17 protein-coding genes are annotated in these 18,963 nt (G+C 47.8%); 8 read left to right on the forward strand and 9 right to left on the reverse strand.

What is annotated here, in order from left to right; genetic code table 11:
- Positions 1-18 precede the first annotated feature (18 nt).
- A complete protein-coding gene (gene acnA / locus RF679_RS09810; RefSeq protein ID WP_309480460.1) occupies positions 19-2,754 on the forward strand; it encodes an aconitate hydratase AcnA in 2,736 nt (911 codons plus the stop codon).
- Positions 2,755-2,930: 176 nt separating this feature from the next.
- Positions 2,931-3,182, forward strand: a complete 252-nt coding sequence (locus tag RF679_RS09815; protein WP_309480461.1) for a hypothetical protein — start codon at positions 2,931-2,933, stop codon at positions 3,180-3,182.
- 100 nt (positions 3,183-3,282) lie between these two features.
- Here the strand turns inward: RF679_RS09815 and RF679_RS09820 are convergent, their stop codons facing one another.
- The 6 genes from RF679_RS09820 to phaC all read right to left on the reverse strand — a co-directional run bounded on the left by RF679_RS09820 (position 3,283) and on the right by phaC (position 9,988).
- On the reverse strand, positions 3,283-3,762 hold the full coding sequence (locus RF679_RS09820) for a GNAT family N-acetyltransferase (RefSeq protein ID WP_309480462.1): 480 nt from the start codon (positions 3,760-3,762) through the stop codon (positions 3,283-3,285).
- Between the two features lie 66 nt (positions 3,763-3,828).
- Positions 3,829-5,001, reverse strand: a complete 1,173-nt coding sequence (locus tag RF679_RS09825; protein WP_309480463.1) for a cystathionine beta-lyase — start codon at positions 4,999-5,001, stop codon at positions 3,829-3,831.
- Between the two features lie 95 nt (positions 5,002-5,096).
- Positions 5,097-6,485, reverse strand: coding sequence for a 30S ribosomal protein S12 methylthiotransferase RimO (gene rimO, locus RF679_RS09830; RefSeq protein WP_309480464.1), 1,389 nt, complete (start codon positions 6,483-6,485; stop codon positions 5,097-5,099).
- Between the two features lie 104 nt (positions 6,486-6,589).
- Positions 6,590-7,138, reverse strand: a complete 549-nt coding sequence (gene phaR / locus RF679_RS09835) for a polyhydroxyalkanoate synthesis repressor PhaR (RefSeq protein ID WP_309480465.1) — start codon at positions 7,136-7,138, stop codon at positions 6,590-6,592.
- A 203-nt stretch (positions 7,139-7,341) separates the two neighbouring features.
- Positions 7,342-8,082 carry a 3-ketoacyl-ACP reductase gene (locus tag RF679_RS09840; RefSeq protein ID WP_309480466.1) on the reverse strand — a complete coding sequence of 247 codons (741 nt, stop codon included), beginning with the start codon at positions 8,080-8,082 and terminating at the stop codon, positions 7,342-7,344.
- Between the two features lie 181 nt (positions 8,083-8,263).
- Positions 8,264-9,988, reverse strand: a complete 1,725-nt coding sequence (phaC, locus tag RF679_RS09845) for a class I poly(R)-hydroxyalkanoic acid synthase (protein WP_373921666.1) — start codon at positions 9,986-9,988, stop codon at positions 8,264-8,266.
- 183 nt (positions 9,989-10,171) lie between these two features.
- Between phaC and RF679_RS09850 the strand changes: the two genes are divergently transcribed.
- On the forward strand, positions 10,172-10,465 hold the full coding sequence (locus RF679_RS09850) for a hypothetical protein (RefSeq protein WP_309480467.1): 294 nt from the start codon (positions 10,172-10,174) through the stop codon (positions 10,463-10,465).
- 16 nt (positions 10,466-10,481) lie between these two features.
- Here RF679_RS09850 and pgeF read toward each other — a convergent pair whose 3' ends face one another.
- Both pgeF and RF679_RS09860 read right to left on the reverse strand, forming a co-directional pair.
- Positions 10,482-11,270: a peptidoglycan editing factor PgeF gene (gene pgeF, locus RF679_RS09855; RefSeq protein ID WP_309480468.1), complete on the reverse strand. Its 789-nt coding sequence runs from the start codon at positions 11,268-11,270 to the stop codon at positions 10,482-10,484.
- A complete protein-coding gene (locus RF679_RS09860; RefSeq protein WP_309480469.1) occupies positions 11,267-12,310 on the reverse strand; it encodes an RluA family pseudouridine synthase in 1,044 nt (347 codons plus the stop codon). The genes pgeF and RF679_RS09860 overlap by 4 nt, the downstream gene beginning before the upstream one ends.
- A gap of 43 nt (positions 12,311-12,353) precedes the next feature.
- Between RF679_RS09860 and RF679_RS09865 the strand changes: the two genes are divergently transcribed.
- The gene (locus RF679_RS09865) at positions 12,354-13,148 is read left to right on the forward strand and encodes an outer membrane protein assembly factor BamD (RefSeq protein ID WP_309480470.1); all 795 of its coding nucleotides are present in this window, start codon (positions 12,354-12,356) and stop codon (positions 13,146-13,148) included.
- Positions 13,149-13,262: 114 nt separating this feature from the next.
- On the opposite strand, the gene yaaA is transcribed toward RF679_RS09865, so the two are convergent.
- The gene (yaaA, locus tag RF679_RS09870) at positions 13,263-14,042 is read right to left on the reverse strand and encodes a peroxide stress protein YaaA (RefSeq protein ID WP_309480471.1); all 780 of its coding nucleotides are present in this window, start codon (positions 14,040-14,042) and stop codon (positions 13,263-13,265) included.
- A gap of 77 nt (positions 14,043-14,119) precedes the next feature.
- Here yaaA and RF679_RS09875 point away from each other — a divergent pair, with 77 nt between their 5' ends.
- The 4 genes from RF679_RS09875 (at position 14,120) to RF679_RS09890 (ending at position 18,938) form a co-directional block, all read left to right on the forward strand.
- A complete protein-coding gene (locus tag RF679_RS09875) occupies positions 14,120-14,566 on the forward strand; it encodes a putative toxin-antitoxin system toxin component, PIN family (RefSeq protein WP_309480472.1) in 447 nt (148 codons plus the stop codon).
- Between the two features lie 198 nt (positions 14,567-14,764).
- Complete coding sequence (locus RF679_RS09880) at positions 14,765-15,508, forward strand: protein phosphatase CheZ (RefSeq protein WP_309480473.1); 744 nt, start codon at positions 14,765-14,767, stop codon at positions 15,506-15,508.
- Complete coding sequence (locus tag RF679_RS09885) at positions 15,509-17,338, forward strand: chemotaxis protein CheA (RefSeq protein WP_309480474.1); 1,830 nt, start codon at positions 15,509-15,511, stop codon at positions 17,336-17,338.
- Positions 17,339-17,432: 94 nt separating this feature from the next.
- On the forward strand, positions 17,433-18,938 hold the full coding sequence (locus RF679_RS09890; protein ID WP_309480475.1) for a protein adenylyltransferase SelO: 1,506 nt from the start codon (positions 17,433-17,435) through the stop codon (positions 18,936-18,938).
- Positions 18,939-18,963 lie beyond the last annotated feature (25 nt).

Here is an 18,963-nt window from a genome sequence, read left to right on the forward strand (position 1 = left end):
TCACTATAAGGAACAGCCATGAGCCAAGCAGCATATCAAGACCCTTTTAAAACGCTAAAGGATTTCAAAATCACCGACACTAAGAAAGGTAAATTTTTTTCTTTGCCAGCCTTAGAAAAAAACCTCGGCGTCAAAGTTTCACGTTTGCCTGTTTCCATTCGTATCGTGTTGGAATCTGTATTGCGTAACTGCGATGGCAAAAAAGTGACCGAAGAACACGTCAAACAATTGGCGAACTGGGGTGCAACTGCAGCCCGTACTGATGAAATTCCATTCGTTGTATCACGCGTAGTTTTGCAAGACTTTACTGGCGTTCCATTGTTGGCAGACTTGGCTGCGATGCGTAACGTTGCGGCAAAACAAGGCAAGAATCCAAAAAATATCGAACCATTGGTACCTGTGGATTTGGTGGTTGATCACTCCGTACAAATCGATCACTTCCGCGAGAAGAAGGCATTGGATTTGAACATGAAATTGGAATTCCAACGCAACAACGAGCGTTACCAATTCATGAAATGGGGCATGCAAGCATTCGACACTTTCGGTGTGGTGCCACCAGGTTTTGGTATCGTTCACCAAGTTAACCTCGAATACTTGGCACGCGGCGTACACAAAGTCAGCGACAAGAAGAAAAACGATGTGTACTACCCAGACACATTGGTCGGTACAGACTCCCACACAACCATGATCAATGGTATCGGTGTTGTTGGCTGGGGTGTCGGTGGTATCGAAGCTGAAGCGGGTATGCTCGGTCAGCCAGTGTATTTCTTGACACCTGACGTGGTTGGTGTGAACTTGACGGGTGCTTTGCGCGAAGGCTGTACAGCAACCGACTTGGTCCTGACCATCACAGAAATGCTGCGTAAAGCAAAAGTCGTTGGTAAGTTCGTAGAGTTCTTCGGCGAAGGCACACGTTCTTTGTCTTTGACAGATCGTGCAACGATCGCCAACATGGCACCAGAATACGGCGCGACCATGGGCTTCTTCCCAGTTGACGAAGCTACCATCGATTACTTCAAAGGCACCGGCCGTACGAAAGCAGAAATCGATGCATTTGAAGGCTACTTCAAAGCCCAGAAAATGTTCGGGATCCCGAAAAAAGGCGAGATCGATTACACCACTGAATTGACTTTGGATTTGTCTACAGTAGCACCATCTTTGGCTGGTCCAAAACGCCCACAAGATCGTATCGAAATCGGCAACGTCAAATCGACATTCACAGAATTGTTCGGCAAACCAGTTGCAGAAAATGGCTTCAATAAAAAAGCTGAAGATTTGGAAGCAACTTACACCAATGCGGATGGCGTGAAAGTCAAAAACGGTGACGTATTAATCGCAGCGATCACTTCTTGCACCAACACATCAAATCCTAGCGTCTTGTTGGCCGCTGGTTTGTTGGCGAAGAAAGCAGTGGAAGCTGGTTTGAAAGTACCTGCACACATTAAAACATCCTTGGCTCCTGGTTCCCGCGTGGTCACCAAATACCTCGAAGCAGCAGGCCTCTTGCCATACTTGGAAAAATTGGGCTTCGGCGTAACCGCCTACGGCTGCACGACCTGTATCGGTAATGCTGGTGATTTGACACCGGCCATGAACGAGGCCATCGTTGCTAACGATATCGTTGCGGCTGCAGTCTTGTCTGGTAACCGTAACTTCGAAGCACGTATTCATCCAAACATCCGCTCCAACTTCTTGGCCTCGCCACCATTGGTCGTAGCGTATGCGATCGCTGGCAATGTCACTAAAGACTTGATGACTGAACCAGTCGGCCGCGTCAAAGGTAAAGATATTTATTTGGGCGATATCTGGCCAACTAGCGCAGAGATCAATAAGTTAATGAAGTTCGCGATGAACTCCAAGACTTTCAAGGACAACTATGCTGACGTCAAAGGCGCTCCAGGCAAGTTGTGGCAAGACATCAAAGGTGTGGCAGAAGGCGAAGTCTACAACTGGCCAAGCTCCACTTACATTGCTGAGCCACCATTCTTTGCTGACTTCACAATGGAACCAAAAGCAGCGGCGACAGGTATCAGCGGCGCTCGCGCTTTGGGCGTGTTTGGTGACTCCATCACAACCGATCACATCTCACCTGCCGGATCCATCAAAGAATCGAGCCCAGCTGGTAAGTGGTTGAAAGAAAACGGCGTGTTGAAAGCAGACTTCAATTCCTACGGCTCACGTCGTGGTAATCACGAAATCATGATGCGCGGCACCTTTGCCAACGTTCGTATCAAGAACTTGATGATCCCTGCGAAAGCAGACGGTTCTCGCGTTGAAGGCGGTGAAACATTGTTCCAACCAAGTGGCGAACAAATGTCGATTTACGACGCAGCGATGAAATACATTGCGGAAGGCACTCCAACCATGATCTTCGGCGGCGAAGAATACGGTACAGGCTCTTCCCGTGACTGGGCTGCGAAAGGTACGCAATTGTTGGGCGTTAAAGCCGTAATCGCAAAGTCCTTTGAACGTATCCACCGCTCCAACTTGGTTGGTATGGGTGTCTTGCCATTGCAATTCTTGGCGGGTGATAGCGTTGATTCCTTGGGCATTACTGGTAACGAGTCTTTCGACCTGAAAGGTATCGAGAACGACATCAAACCACAACAACAAGTAACTCTGGTGATTAACCGCGCTGATGGTAGCAAGCAAGAAGTGAAAGTCTTGTTGCGCATCGATACACCAATCGAAGTTGACTACTACAAGCACGGCGGCATCTTGCCATTCGTGTTGCGTCAGTTGTTAGCGGCGTAATCAGCTTAGTAACCATGCTATGAGCTAGATCAAGGGATGATATCGCAAGGTATCATCCCTTTTTTCTAGCTGCGATAATGGAAACACCAAGATTTCAACACACGATAGATATGACCCGTGAATTTTCATAGGCGATATCAAAACAAGTTTTTTCAAACCTAAAAGAGGAGTCAATTATGTGGAAGGCTTTAGTTGGTTTTTTAGTTTTTGCAGCAGTCGCTTTGTTCTTTATCTTTAAATCTGGCGATAAGATGGACATGGCTGGCGAAGCTGGTGCGAATCATGGCATCACTGAATCTGCAAGTGCATCTGCGAGCGCGCCAGCATCAGCAGCATCTGTTCCAGCACCAGAAGCCGTAGCAAGCGCAGCATCTACTCCAGCTGCCGCACCGGCGGCTGCATCACAAGCGGAAGCAGCAAGCAAATAATTTATCTGGCACTGTACTGGCACTGAGCAGATAAAAACAAAGCCCACGTTGGAAGATGTGGGCTTTGTTTTCTATTTAATTTAGGTGCTGTTTTGAACGACTAAGCATCAGCAAACTTAAGCAAATCATCGCCCGCCAAGCGATATTTAACCCACTCTGATTGAGGTTTCGCGCCTACCGCATGATAGAAATCGATGGCAGGTTGGTTCCAGTCGAGTACGCTCCACTCAAAACGACCGCAACCTTCAGCGACCGCAATCTTTGCCAAATGCTGTAGCAAGAATTTACCAGCTCCAAGACCTCGCGATTTCGGCGAAATGTAAAGGTCTTCCAAATACATTCCTTTGCGCCCCTGCCAAGTCGAGTAATTGTAGAAATACACGGCAAATCCGATCGCTTCGCCATTCATCTCACAGATAAAAGCTTTGACCGGCGAATCGACAGCAAAAATGCTTTGCTCAATGTCGGCGATAGATGCTTTGACTTCGTGTTCCGCTTTTTCATAAATTGCGAGCTCCACCACAAAGCGGTGAATGGTCGCTGCATCGTTAGGATGGGCATTTCTTACGCTGAGAGTCACGCTATTCCTCTTCAATTCATTCGATTGGTACTAGATGGTTACAACAAAGACTAGCACAACGCTGGTTTAGACCATTTTTGCCATGGCTTGTTCAATGTCGGCGATCAAATCTTCTGTGTCTTCCAAACCAATATTGAAACGCACCAGAATGCCTTGATCGTTCCATTGCTGGCGCATTTTTTCGATGCGATAAGGAACACAAAGACTATGCGTGCCACCCCAACTAAAACCAATCTTAAACAACTCTAAATTATTCACGAAACGATCCGTTTGCTCTTCGCTGAACTGCGGATCAAAGATCACTGAAAACAAACCGCCGGCTCCGGAAAAATCACGTTTCCAGAATTCATGTCCCGGGCAATCTTCCCAAGCGGGGTGCAACACTTTCGCAATTTCAGGGCGAGCTTTCAGCCATGTTGCGACTTTGCGTGCGGCCTGATCGTGTGCGTCGAAACGTAGCTTCATCGTTTGAAGGCCGCGCAACACCAAATACACGTCGTCCATACCAACACCTAAGCCCAGTCGCATATGGGTGGTGAGGATGCGTTTATTCAGTTCACCATCTCTGGTGATCACCGCGCCCATCAACACATCGGAGCCGCCGCTTTGATATTTGGTCAGCGCCTGCATGGAGATATCGACGCCGAGCTCGAACGGTTTCAGAGCAAGCCCCGCCGACCATGTGTTATCAAGTGCAACGACCACGCCTTTACTCTTTGCTACAGCACACAAAGCTGGCAAATCTGGCACTTCCATTGATACTGAACCGGGTGCCTCAGTCCATAGCAACTTGGTATTGGCTTGGATGAGATCGCCAACTCCCGCACCAATCATAGGATCGTAATAGCGCACGCTCATGCCAAAACTCGATTTCAGCCACTCACCGAACTCCTTATTCGGACCATAGGCATTGTCGGGAATGAGGACATCATCACCTGTGTTGAGGAAAGTTAAGCTGACGAGACTGATCGCTGACAAGCCGCTCGGTGCGAGAACACAATGCTCTCCTCCCTCAATCGCCGCCAACTGACCTTCGAGAGTGAAGCTAGTCGGCGTTCCGTGTAATCCGTAAGTGTAGGCGGACTTATTGTGCCAACTACGAGCACGCATGGTGTCCACATCTTTAAACAAGACAGTCGATGCATGATGAATCGCTGTGGGGAAGGCTGCAAAGCCTTGAGGTGCTTGATAACTTGGATGTACCAATGAAGTGCTGGTCGAGTAATTTTTCTTGCTCATGAACTTGGATTCTCTTCAATAAGTTTTAGGCTTCTTGTCGAATAAAATGGCGCAGAAAAAAAGGGGCCGCGGCCCCTCTTTCTAACTACAGAAAATTAGATGGCTTCGCCCCACAAATCGTGCGAATCTGCAGCTGTAATCTCTACGTCAACAAACTCACCAACTTTGAGTTTGCGATGCGGCTCATACGGTGGCTTCACGTAGACCACGCCATCGATTTCAGGCGCGTCTGCAGAGGCACGACCCACGCCACCGCTGCGATCGATGCTGTCGATCAGTACGCGTAAGGTTTTACCGACCTTGGCTTGCAGACGCTCACGTGAAATTTGTTCCTGCAATTCCATTACGCGACGACGGCGATCTTCACGAACCTCATCCGGCAATTGCCCTTCGATCTCATTCGCAGTGGCTCCTTCGACTGGTGAATAAGCGAAACAACCTAAGCGGTCGATTTTCGCCTCGCGTAAGAAGTCCAATAAATACTCAAATTCTTCTTCCGTTTCACCTGGAAAGCCAGCGATGAAAGTCGAACGAATCGTGATATCAGGACACGCTTCACGCCATGCTTTGATACGTTCAATATTTTTCTCGCCACTCGCAGGGCGTTTCATGCGTTTCAGCACATCAGGATGGGCGTGCTGCAGCGGCACATCCAAATACGGTAACACGTGGCCGTTGTTCATCAATGGAATGATTTGATCAACATGCGGGTAGGGATAAACGTAATGCAAACGCACCCATGCATCATAACGTTTGGCCAATTCGCCCAAGGCTCCCACCAATTGCGTCATATGGGTTTTGATGGGTTTGCCATCCCAGAATCCGGTACGGAATTTGATATCAACGCCGTAGGCACTTGTATCTTGAGAGATGACGAGCAGCTCTTTGACCCCGGCCTTAAATAAGTTCTCAGCCTCCTGCAAAACATCACCGATTGGACGTGACACTAAATCTCCGCGCATCGATGGGATGATGCAGAAACTGCAGCGATGATTACATCCTTCAGAAATTTTGAGATACGCGAAATGTTTCGGTGTCAGTTTCACACCTTGTGGCGGTACCAAATCAACGAAAGGTTCGTGTGGTTTTGGGAGATGTTCGTGGACCGCACTCATTACTTCCGTGACGGCATGAGGGCCCGTCACTGCCAAGACTTTAGGGTGAATACTGGTAATCAGATCATTGCCTTGCGCATCTTTTTTCGCCCCCAAGCAGCCCGTTACAATAACCTTTCCGTTCTCATTGAGCGCTTCGGCAATCGCATCCAAGGATTCTTGGACGGCTGCATCGATAAAGCCACATGTATTGACGACTACAAGATCGGCACCGTCATAAGACTTCGCAGTTTCGTAACCCTCGGCGCGCAATTGCGTCAAAATTTGTTCGGAATCAACGAGAGCTTTCGGACATCCAAGCGAAACGAAGCCCACTTTAGGCGCGAGCTGTGACAATGCTTGTGGGCTGGAGGAGTTTTCTGAGGACATAATAAAAAAAGGATACAAAGCAAGTTGCTATTGTACCCTTTCTCGTTGCCTTACTAAAGTCAGGGCACTCTAATGTCAGATGCCACAGGCTCGTTAAGCTAAACTTACTTCTTCTTTTCTTCCGTTGGAAATGGGAAGCCGAACATATTCTTTGATTGATTTTGCATTTGTTCTTGCATTTGAACAAACAAGTTCTTGCTTTGATCGATGTAATTGCCCATCATGCCTTGCATCATTGGACCTTGTACATTCATGAACTGTGTCCACATTTCTGGGCTAAAGGCCTTACCATCGAAGCCATTGGTGCTCTCGGTCAATTTATTTTGGATATCGATAAACGCTTGGATATTCTTTTCCAAGTACGATCCCATCATGCCTTGCATGGCGTGACCGTAGTAACGAATAATCTGGGCCAAAGCGACACTAGAAAACATCGGTGCACCACCAGCCTCTGCTTCCAAAATGATTTGCAGCAAGATACTACGTGTCAAATCTTCGCCAGTCTTTGCATCCACCACCGCGAAGTCATCGTGCTCCATCACAAATTGCTTCACATCAGCCAAAGTGATATAGCTGCTGGTTTGTGTGTCGTACAAACGGCGATTCGGGTACTTCTTGATTAAATGCTTACTAATTTTCTTTGTGCTATTCATTGAATTCTCGTAGAAATCCGACGGTTATCTCAGAAACAACTTGCAAGGTACTTACATTCAACACAATGTAACGGAATATTAGCACCAAAAACGGTCGCAGGCGATGCGAACCGTCCCATCCTCAGGTAAGAATAGCCCATAAAGTTCCATTTTCCTGTATCGGATGGTGACGGTTCTTACGAAAGCCCCGTCACCACTCAGGATTAACCCATGTGCAGACCGCCGTTGATCGAGAAGTCTGATCCTGTAGCGTAACCACCTTCATCGGAGGCAATCCATGCCACGATAGATGCGATCTCTTCAGGTTCTGCCAAACGTTTGACAGGAATGCCAGCGACGATTTTCTCTAATACGTCCGGGCGGATCGCACGCACCATATCGGTACCGACATAACCAGGAGAGACTGTATTCACGGTAACGCCTTTTGTCGCAACTTCTTGCGCCAATGCCATAGAGAAACCATGAATACCTGCTTTCGCAGTCGAGTAATTAGTCTGACCAAACTGACCTTTTTGACCATTCACGGACGAGATGTTAATGATACGTCCCCAACCACGCTCAACCATGCCGTCGATCACTTGTTTAGTCACGTTGAACAAGGAATTCAGGTTGGTATCGATAACCGCATCCCAATCCGCTTTGCTCATTTTGCGGAACTGACCATCACGTGTGATACCCGCATTATTAACGAGGACGTCAACTTCACCAATTTCAGCACGCACTTTCTCAAACGCGGCACGAGTGGATTCCCAATCGGACACATTACCTTCAGAAGCGTGAACGTCATATCCTTCTGCGCGCATGTCTGCCAACCATTTGTCCTTACGTGGTGAGTTTGGTCCGCAACCTGCAACGACTGTGAAGCCATCCTTGCACAGACGTTTGCAAATCGAGGTCCCGATACCACCCATACCACCAGTTACATAAGCGATGCGCTTTGCCATACTTTATCTCCAATTTATAAAGAGGTTCTTCAACGAATTACCAAACTCAGGACATCTAAGGCACCGACCAATTTACTTACATCGATGCATTCCACACTGCATTATTACGTGCTCATACGTGCTCATTATCGGGATGCTGATTCATCTCAACATAAGAAGACGCAATCAACAAACCTCGGAATTAATCAGCCCTCACCTTAACGTAACGTCCAGGTGCAGGCTCTATCTCACTATACCCTACTGCACCAGCTTTGGTAGGTGCTTTGACCATTTTGCCACCATGTTCAGATAAAAATTCCGCCCACTCTGGCCACCAACTCCCCGGACACTCCGTTGCAGCATCAAACCATGACTTGGCATCAGCCGATGTTTTATCGTTGAGCCAGTAACTACGTTTGTTTTTCGAAGCCGGATTAATTACACCAGCAATATGGCCAGAAGCGCCCAACACGAAACGATTGCGGCTCTTCTTTTTCGGATTCAACAAGCCCATCGACGCGTAAGCCGATTGCCATGGGACTATATGATCTTCGCGCGAACCATACACAAATACCGGCGCATCAATTTTTCCAAGGTCAACTGGATGACCAGCAACCTTCAGCTTGCCCGGTACTTTCAAACTATTCTCAAGATAGGTATTGCGCAAATACCAGCACAGCATAGGGCCCGGTAAATTCGTACTATCAGAGTTCCAATACAAAAGATCAAAAGCCGGTGGACGTTGGCCTTTCAGATAATTCGATTGCACATAATTCCAAACCAAATCATTAGGGCGCAATGCGGAGAAGGTACTTGCCAAATCACGTGCGGGCAAAAGGCCACCATTGCCGATGGTTTGTTCGCGCATGGCGACTTGCAACTCATCGACGAAGACATCCAACACCCCGGTATCAGTAAAATCAAGCAAGGTCGTCAAAAGTGTCACACTCGCGGCTGGATGCTCGCCGCGGTCTGCCAGTACAGCCAGCGCTGTGCTCAGAATCGTTCCACCGACGCAAAAGCCAAAGGTGTTGATCTTCTCTTGTTTAGAAATCGCTTGAACGGCCTCGATCGCAGTGATTGCACCTTCTTCGATATAGTCGTCCCAAGTCACACCCGACAAACTCTGATCGGGATTAGCCCAAGAGACGAGGAATACAGTGTGCCCTTGCTCAATGGCATAACGCACCAAGGAATTCTCAGGTTGCAAATCCAAAATATAGAACTTGTTGATACACGGAGGCACCATCAATAGAGGCGTTTGGTGCACTGTCTTAGTCAAGGGTTTGTATTGAATCAGCTGGAACAAACGATTTTCAAATATCACAGTGCCTTCAGTGGTCGCCACGTTGCGTCCGACTTCAAAGGCTGATTCATCCGTCAATGAAATACGTCCCTTTTGCATGTCTTCCAGCATCAGCGTGATACCTTGGCGCAGGCTCTCGCCGCCGGTTTCAATAATCTTCGCTTGTGCTTCAGGATTGGTCGCCAAGAAATTGGCTGGAGACATCGCATCGACCATTTGTTGAACAGCGAAGCGAATTTTTTGTTTTTTCTTTTCAGGAGCTTGAACGGCTTCTGTGAGTAGTCCAAGGAAACGTGCATTGAGCAAATAAATCGCCACGTTATACGCGTGCATGGTTTGCTTATGCCAGTCGGCTGCTGAGAAACGTCGATCGTTAAATTCAGGTAGCTTCGATCCGAGAAAGTCTTTCCATAGATTGCCGAGTTCAACGAAATATTCTGACTGCAAACGGGTCAATACAAGGGGGTCGATCTCTGCGCCAAAATCCTTGATCGTTTTCAACATCGCCGAATCTGCGCTAAACATATTCTGCGAATCTTGTTTGAGCCAATCTTGCATTGGATTTTGCTTCATCCATTGCTGCATCCAATCCATCATCAAACTTTGCGGGTTATCACTCATTCTTTCAATCCGATTCTAGGGTTTGCCGACAACAGGTTAAAATATCAGACAGCTTTGCATAAGGGCATGATTTCGGTCAAGCAGATTCAAACATTCAGACTTACGGCAGTTTGAATTCCGCATAATACGAGACATTACCCAGCAAGAAAATCAAACTACCTCACTCCCTACATTGGTGTTTTTATGCCTTTTTTGTATCTTATCGCAATAGCGTGGATTTTTGTCGTGATGATGATGGCGCTGACCGAATCTTCTTTGATCGCTGGCATTATGACCTTTCTTGGCTACTGCGTGATCCCTCTGTCTCTAGTGCTGTACATCCTCAGCAGCTCTGCACGAAAACGCAAAATTCGTGCTGAATATGCAGAGCGGCAAGAACAAGCACGGCAGCAGTCGAACCAGCAATCAAACCAGCAGTCACAAAATCAGCAGATTTCGGAAAGTACAAACAGCGTCAAAGAAAACGATCAAGCCTGAGAGGTTTAAGAGGCTCCTACTCGCGCCAGATCAGGCTGGCCATTCGACCTGTCACACGATCTCTACGGTATGAATAAAACCGCTGATGATCGCTGTAGGTGCAGTACTCTCCCCCTGTAACTTCGACCACCCCGACAGTCTGCAATGCAACTCTTGCGAGTGCATACAAGTTCGCCAAGTACTTCGCCTCACCATGCGGAGTGAAGCAATGATTCACCTGACTCAACACCGCTTCGAATTCATCCTTTACTTCTTTACCCACTTCAAAGCTGGCAGGGCCTATCGCTGGCCCTAACCACGCGGTGATCTCGTCTGCGCCTCGCTGACGCATGGCCTTCACAGTATTCTGAAGAACACCCGCTGCCAAGCCGCGCCATCCAGCATGGGCAGCCCCAACCACTCTTCCATTTTTTGCCGCGAAAAGCACTGGTAGGCAGTCCGCCGTTTGAATCGCACAGACTTGCTTAGATCGTGTACTGACGACAGCATCAGCTTCAATTCCCGGACGCCAATCATCTGCATCGATAGCTATATTGCCATGAATTTGTGATAAGAATGTGACAGGAACTTCAATGTACGATTCTAAAGCGGCACGATTCGCCAGAACATGATTTATGTCATCACCAACATGTTCGCCCAAATTGAATCCATTACCCGTGCTCCGTTTGCCACCACAGGATCCACCATCATATGGCGGCAAACTGGTGCCGCCATTACGAGTCGTGCTCAAGGCTCTGACACCTACGGGCAGGCCCAACCAATTCGGTAGCAGTAAGAACGGTACTTGATTCTGATCTACACTCATACTTCAGGTTGTTCAATTGCCGCTTGCTGCAGCAATTCAGCGAAATCGGCTTCGAGTGGAATGCGCCATTCTTGATAGTCGCCCGTTGCAGGATGATTGAGACCAAGACGCCAAGCCTGCAAAGCTTGACGGTGGAAGAAGCGCGCCAAATGCTGTTTGCCGTAGAGCGTGTCACCTACCAATGGAAAACCCAACGACAACATATGCGCACGGATTTGATGGGTACGCCCCGTTTCGAGTTTGCAGCTGACTAAGCTAACAGGGAACTTTTCCAGATTTCCCGTCGCGACACGCTGGTAATGGGTCACAGCAGGCTTAGCAAACATGCTCTGTGAAACCGCCATCTTCAAGCGATCGCGATGATGACGAGCAATTGCGGCATCAATCGTTCCACTGATATTCGGCTGGCCCCACACCAGGGCATAGTATTCACGAGAGACCGTGCGAGCTTGTAATTGACGCACCAACTCTGTCTGCGCGGTCAAAGTCTTCGCCACCACCATCAAACCGGAAGTATCTTTATCGAGGCGGTGCACGATCCCCGCACGTGGGATTGAACTTTGCCCAGGCCGATGAAAGAGCAAACCGTTCAATAAAGTGCCGGACCAATTGCCTGCTGCTGGATGTACTACCAAGCCTGCGGGCTTATTCAATACGATCAAATGGTCATCTTCGAAAACAATATTCAAAGGGATGTCTTCAGCACTAAAGGCGCAGTCTTCTGGGCTGACCTGGGGCTGAATGAGGATTTTTTCACCACCAAGCATCGTGGTTTTGATCTTTGATGGCGCACCATCCACAGTGACATTACCCTCTTCAATCCACTTCTGCATCCGTGCCCTTGAATATTGAGGTACTAATTTTGACAAGACCTTATCAAGTCGCTCACCGCAGATAGAATCTGGCAGCACCAACTCAATCTGTTCAAGCTCAGGAGAAGCAAACTCTTTCTCCAAATCATCATCTAATTCAATATCATCAACTTCTGGCAAACTATCGGTTACAATCTGCTCGTCTGCTGGTTTCACATTATTTGCCATCGGCTATAATCCGTTAATTATTCTCATGCACAGTAAAACGTTTATGCACATTAAATCTGTAAAGTTGTTCAGTCTCATCCTAACTTTATCGCTCGCTGGCTGCGGTTTGTTTGGTGATAAAGTTGAAGAGAGTAAAAATTGGCCAGCTGAGAAATTATACGCTGAAGCGAAGGATGAATTAGCATCCGGAAGCTATGAACGCTCAATTCAGCTTTTTGAAAAACTCGAATCTCGTTTTCCGTTCGGTACGTTCGCGCAGCAAGCTCAATTAGAAATTGCTTATGCTTATTACAAACAAGGAGAGGCAGCGCAAGCACTCGCAGCAATTGAACGGTTTATCAAGTTGCACCCAAATCACCCAAATGTAGACTACATGTATTACCTACGGGGCTTGGTCAATTTCAATGACGACATGGGTTTTTTAAGTTTCGTAGCAAATCAAGACATTACAGAGCGTGACCCCAAGGCGACACGCGATTCGTTTGATGCTTTCAAGGAACTTGTCACTCAATATCCCAATAGCAAATACACGCCTGATGCGCTACTGCGCATGAAGTATCTGGTGAACGCTCTGGCGCAGAATGATTTACACGTTGCCAAATATTACTATCGACGCAGTGCTTATTTGGCTGCGGCGAATCGCGCGCAATCGGCAATCAAAGAATATCCGGATGCGCCAGCGATCGAAGAAGCGCTTGTGGTGCTCATCAAATCTTACGATGCCATGGGCATGAAAGAATTGCGCGATGATGCGAAACGAGTCTACGACAAGAACTTCCCCAATAGCACCTTACTCGCAGATGGCGGCAAGAAGAAATCTTGGTGGAAATTCTGGTAAATCGCTAGCAAAAAAAACATTAAACGACCCGTAACTCAATTAAACAAACGGCCCAATCTTGGGCCGTTTTGTTTTTCCTTCAACTCGCAAGGCGTTAGACCTTTGCGATCCTAGTCAATTTGATCTACGGAACACCCAGCGCGTTTCCGTTGATGCATCGACAGAAAATGCATAACCATCCCGATCGAACTCTTTCAGATCAGATACTTTCTTAATCTTATTCTCCGCACAATAACGAACCATAGCGCCACGTGCTTTCTTAGCAAAGAAAGAAACAATCTTAAATTTACCGGAAGAAAAATCCTCAAAAATTGGGGTAATCACCTTGTGCTGTAAAGCTTTTGCATGCACAACTCCGAAGTACTCCTCTGAAGCGAGGTTGACCACGCACTTCAGTTTTGCGGCATCCATATATTCATTGATGGCATCGGTAATTGTTAGGCCCCAGTAGTCATAGAGGTTCTTGTATTTCCCATGCTTAAGCTTACATCCCATTTCAAGGCGATACGGCCGCATCGCATCGAGTGGGCGTAGTACACCATAGAGCCCAGAGAGGATGCGAAGGTGTTTGTCTAAATAAGTCCATTCGCGCTTGCCCATTTGACGTGCTTGCAATCCATCGTAGACATCTCCGTTAAACGAAAACAAAGCAGGACGCGCCCCCTGCTCGAGGCTATGGTCTATATTCCATTCTTGAAACCGCGCATAATTGAGTTTTGCTAAATCCGCGGAAATGTTCATTAATTCTTGTAACTGCATGGGGCTCATTCTGGATGCAGTCCCCACAAGCTCTTCAGAGCGCTCTATAAATTGCGGAACACTTGCTTGCTTTACTGGAAGTGGAGATTCAAAATCCAAGCTTTTCGCTGGTGATAATAAAAATAAAAGTGACATATTTTCAAAGCTAGTAAGTGCTAGTCTAAGACCAGTCTAATTAAACCGATCAAATTAAATCATTAAGGAAGTCCCGCATGCCCTTACACATCGTCATTGATACGAACGTCTGTTTAGATCTCTTCGCGTTTCGCGATGCACGTTGGAATCTCATTTTGGAAGGATTGCGTAATGGAAGTATTCGCACGAACACCCGTTTCGACTGCCGCGAAGAATGGTTAGCCGTACTGGATTACCCACACCTTCCAGTGAACGAAACCAATCGCGGCGAGATTGTAGCGCGTTTTGATCAATTCATTCCTGTGGTGGATTTTCCGGCGCGACCAGAGCGCTTGCCGGTGTGCACAGACAAAGACGATCAAAAATTTCTCGAGCACGCACGCGACTCCCAAGCGCAAGTCTTGGTGAGCAAAGACAAGGCATTGCTGAAACTAGGACGTAAAACGAGAGCATTAGGATTGTTTGCAATCGAAACTCCAGAGCTATTTTTGAGACGCTTAGTTGCAAATCCGCAAGGTTTGTAATTAATTTCACCAAAAACAGAATAAAGTGATGACAAATTTTGTTGCTCAGGGTTATGCTTACACCATGTATTAAGCGTTACCGTACGTAAATTTTTGGCTGTCAAAACTGACTACAAGAACATCAATTCGGTGAAGCTTTGGTACGCATCGACCATTTAGTCGCATCAATAAAACGGTGAACATGGAGATTCCAGGATTATGACCGATTCAGCAGATGATCTAGATGCACTTTTCGAGGAAATGGCAAGTCAACATGCCTCCTCCGCTGCAGCACCAACCAGTCCCCCAGCAAGCCCGCCCGCGCCTGAGGAGCCGAACAACGGCCTCAAGCTTCATCCAAGTAAAGAACCTGACGCTTCCAAACCGATCTTTGATCGACTTGGAGGTTTAGTAAGGATGATGCACGATTCGATGCGTGAATTGGGGTATGACCGCTCACTATCGGATGTTGCGTCGCAAATTGCTGATGCCCAAGGCCGGCTTGAGTACGTCGCGACTCTGACCGAACAAGCCGCCAACAAAGTATTGAACGCCACTGACGTTGGCATTCCTGAACAAGACAGTCTACAAAAAACAGCCAAGGACATTGAAGAACGATGGGATGCGCTGTTTGCTGGCAAGATCAGTATCGATGAGTTTAAGTTACTAGCAGCAGACTCGAAAGTATTCGCTAATCGAGTAAACAATGCGACAGAAGCAGAGAAAGCTCGCCTACTCGACATTATGATGGCACAGGACTTTCAGGATCTTACTGGACAGCTTATCAAGAAAGTGCTGGTCATTACCCAAGCAGTCGAGAGAGAGCTCGCACAAATCCTGCTCGATAATGCGCCAACAGAATTGAAAGAGAAAGCGATCGAATTAATGGAAGGACCATCTGTTCCAAACGCTGCATTGGAACAGGATGATGTTGATAACCTCCTTGATAGTCTGGGCTTCTAAATGGATGACATGCTCAAAGAATTTGTCGTTGAAGCATTAGATTTAGCGGTCAACGTAGAAGAGCACCTGCTTTCACTTCAACGCAATCCAGGTGACATGAATACCTTAAATGCGGTGTTCAGGTCGTTTCACACAATCAAAGGTGGCGCGGGTTTTATGAACCTCAGCGCAATGGTGTCTGCTTGTCACCTCACCGAAAATCTATTTGACGCACTCCGAACCGGGAAATCACCAGTAACTCCCTTCGCCATCGACACCGCGTTGGAGGCCAGTGGTTTCGTCTCTGATCAACTTACCGCCTTATCAAACGGTACCGAGCCAGAGCAACTTTCAACTATGCCTGCCCATTTGGAAAAGGCACTAAATGATGCTATCGAGGGCAAGAATCCCGGTTCCTCAAGTAAAGCTGAGTCAGCTCCTGCCGCCAAAGTGCCGGAGCTAACTCAGTCCCAAGCTTCAAATGCTGGTGTTGGCGCTGCAGGTGCCATTTCAGAAACGGGCGACGTTCCTTGGGATGACTACTACCGTGCGGTAACGCCGGCTGGAACTCTTCCAGAACCAGAGCAAGTTTCCCCCGTTATCAAGCAAGAACAAGAGGCCGTCAAGACATCTTTGGCGAGCAATGATGTAAAACAAGCCGCGCCGCTGAAAGAAGAGAGTATTCGTATTGATGCGGTCAAACTTGATGTACTGCTAGAGGTTGCTGGCGAGTCGGTGCAAGCTGCCAATCAAGCGGCAGTGCTTCTAGAAAAGTTGTCGCAATTCACATTTGATGGCGATGCCGCTCCATTGATGTCGGCACTGACAGAAACACTCAATCGCGCGTCGCGCTATTCGACCGAATTGCAGAGAGCGACTCTCGCAACTCGCATGCAACCAGTCGGTCGACTATTCCAGAAGTTTCCACGTTTGATCCGTGAACTCGCGAAAGACCTTGGTAAAGAAGTTGATCTCGAGATTTCTGGTGCTGAGACCGAAGTTGATCGTGTGGTTGTCGATAGTTTGTACGATCCATTGGTACACATGCTACGCAATTCGCTTGATCATGGGATTGAATCTCCCGAAGAGCGCGCGCTTACGAGCAAACCGCCACGTGCCAAGATCCTGCTTAAGGCATGGCAAGAGTCCAGCAGCGTCATGATTGAAGTGACCGACGATGGAAAAGGCATGGACGCCAATCGTTTGCGCGAAAAAGCGATCTCTAAAGGCCTGATTAATTCGCATGAAGCGCGCACTGACGACGAAGCGTTCCAACTCGTCTTCTTGCCTGGTTTCTCGACCAAAGAAGTAGCATCCAGTGTATCCGGTCGCGGTGTCGGGATGGACGTCGTTAAAACGGCGGTGGAGCGTCACCGTGGCGCGATCCGCATCAATTCGCACTTAGGCAAAGGTACTACTTTCATCATTCGTTTGCCGATCGAGTTGTCGATCGTCCCCACTATGTTGGTTCGCTGTGCCGGCGCCTCGCTCGCATTACCAATGGCAACTGTGCAGCGCGTGGTGGAATTGCCAGACTCATTTGAGAGTGTCGGTGGTCAACCGGTCTTGCGCGACTTGGGACGCCCTCTTCCGATTCGCTCTTTAGGTCAGGTTTTGGGCTATGAAAAGAGCACCGAAAAAGTGGGGATTGTCATCGCGGCACCGAATCCTTACATTATTTCAGTCGACTCGGTCGATGGCACTTCTGATCTTGTCATCAAGCCGCTCACTTGCATCTCTACGCCTGGCATTAATGGTACTGCTCGTTCCGCAGAAGGTGAATTGGTGCTGGTGGTCAGCCTTTCGTTCCTCATCGATGGCTGCAAAGTTGTCGAGCGTATGACTGCGTAAAACTCTCGGGTTGGTACTCTGTCCCAGCAGGGTACCAACATCGTTTTCAAAACTCTGTCACAATGCCGCAAATCGTGTCTAAGTTTGCTGCAACATGAGTACAGAAACTCCCTCTTCCCATTCCTTTCCTGAATTTCGCAATCACTTTGCGGAGCTTGGTGACGACTTTTTTGCGCATGTGAAGCCCCAAGCATTGAGTAAGTCCAGAATGGCCTTAGTCAATCACACACTTGCTCAAGACCTAGGGTTCACGCCAGAGATTTGCGCATCCGAAAGATTTTTAGAAGTATTTTCTGGTCAAGCAATCGGACCAGGAAGTCGGCCACTTGCAGCGGTCTATTCGGGGCACCAATTCGGCGTTTGGGCTGGGCAATTAGGCGACGGTCGCGCCATCCTCTTGGGTGATCTCGCGCATTCGAACCCGAATTACCCACGTCAAGAACTGCAGCTCAAAGGGGCTGGCATGACGCCATTCTCACGCATGGGCGATGGTCGCGCCGTCTTACGTTCATCAATTCGCGAGTACCTGTGCTCAGAAGCGATGTGCGGCTTAGGCATTCCAACTACACGCGCACTCTGTCTCGCCAGTTCTCCACAATATGCGATGCGTGAACAACCTGAGACAACAGCCATTGTCACGCGGGTAGCGCCAAGCTTCGTTCGATTTGGATCTTTCGAACATTGGTACTACAACGGAGAACACGAGAAACTCCAAAGCCTAGCGGACTATTGTATTCAGCATTTCTTCCCTGACTTGCTCTCGATAGCAAATCCTTACTATGAATTTCTCAAACGGGTTGTGCAACAAACCGCCGAATTAATCGCCCATTGGCAAGCGGTCGGCTTTATGCACGGGGTCATGAATACCGACAACATGTCGATTCTCGGTTTGACTCTTGACTACGGCCCGTTCGGCTTTATGGATGGTTTCGAGACACAAAAAATTTGCAATCATAGCGATACCCAAGGACGCTACGCCTTCCATATGCAGCCGCGCATCGGACAATGGAATTGCCATGCCTTAGCACAAGCATTGCTTCCCTTAATTGATGATATCGATGCGGCGCAAGATGCACTTTCACACTATGTACCGAGCTTCGACACCCATCATGAAAAGTTCTTGCGCGCAAAATTTGGTCTTAAAAGACGTCAAAGTGAAGATGCTCAGCTCTTTGAAACTTGGTTCGAATTACTAGCGGGTAGCGCTAGCGACTATACCTACTGCTTCCGCGCACTTTCTGATCTTGAATTAAATCAGCCCGATTTCCACAATTCTCAAACCTACCAAAAATTGCGGAACCAAATTTTAGACCGTGATGGATTTGATACTTGGTTGAGACACTACCAAAACCGTCTGTCGCTTGAAAATAGTATTGAGACTGAGCGACTCACATCGATGAAACAGCACAATCCCAAATACGTATTGCGCAACTACTTGGCGCAAGAAGCGATTGAAGCTGCCGAAAAAGGCGATTTTTCAGTGGCAGAGCAATTACACGAGGTACTGAAAAATCCTTTTGACGAACAAACAAACTTCGAACGATATGCGGCACTTCCGCCTGATTGGGCCTCACACATTTCTGTAAGTTGTTCTTCTTAATTTCGACTAATAATTTTATTTCACT

The organism is Undibacterium cyanobacteriorum (assembly GCF_031326225.1).
Classification (GTDB): domain Bacteria; phylum Pseudomonadota; class Gammaproteobacteria; order Burkholderiales; family Burkholderiaceae_D; genus Undibacterium; species Undibacterium cyanobacteriorum.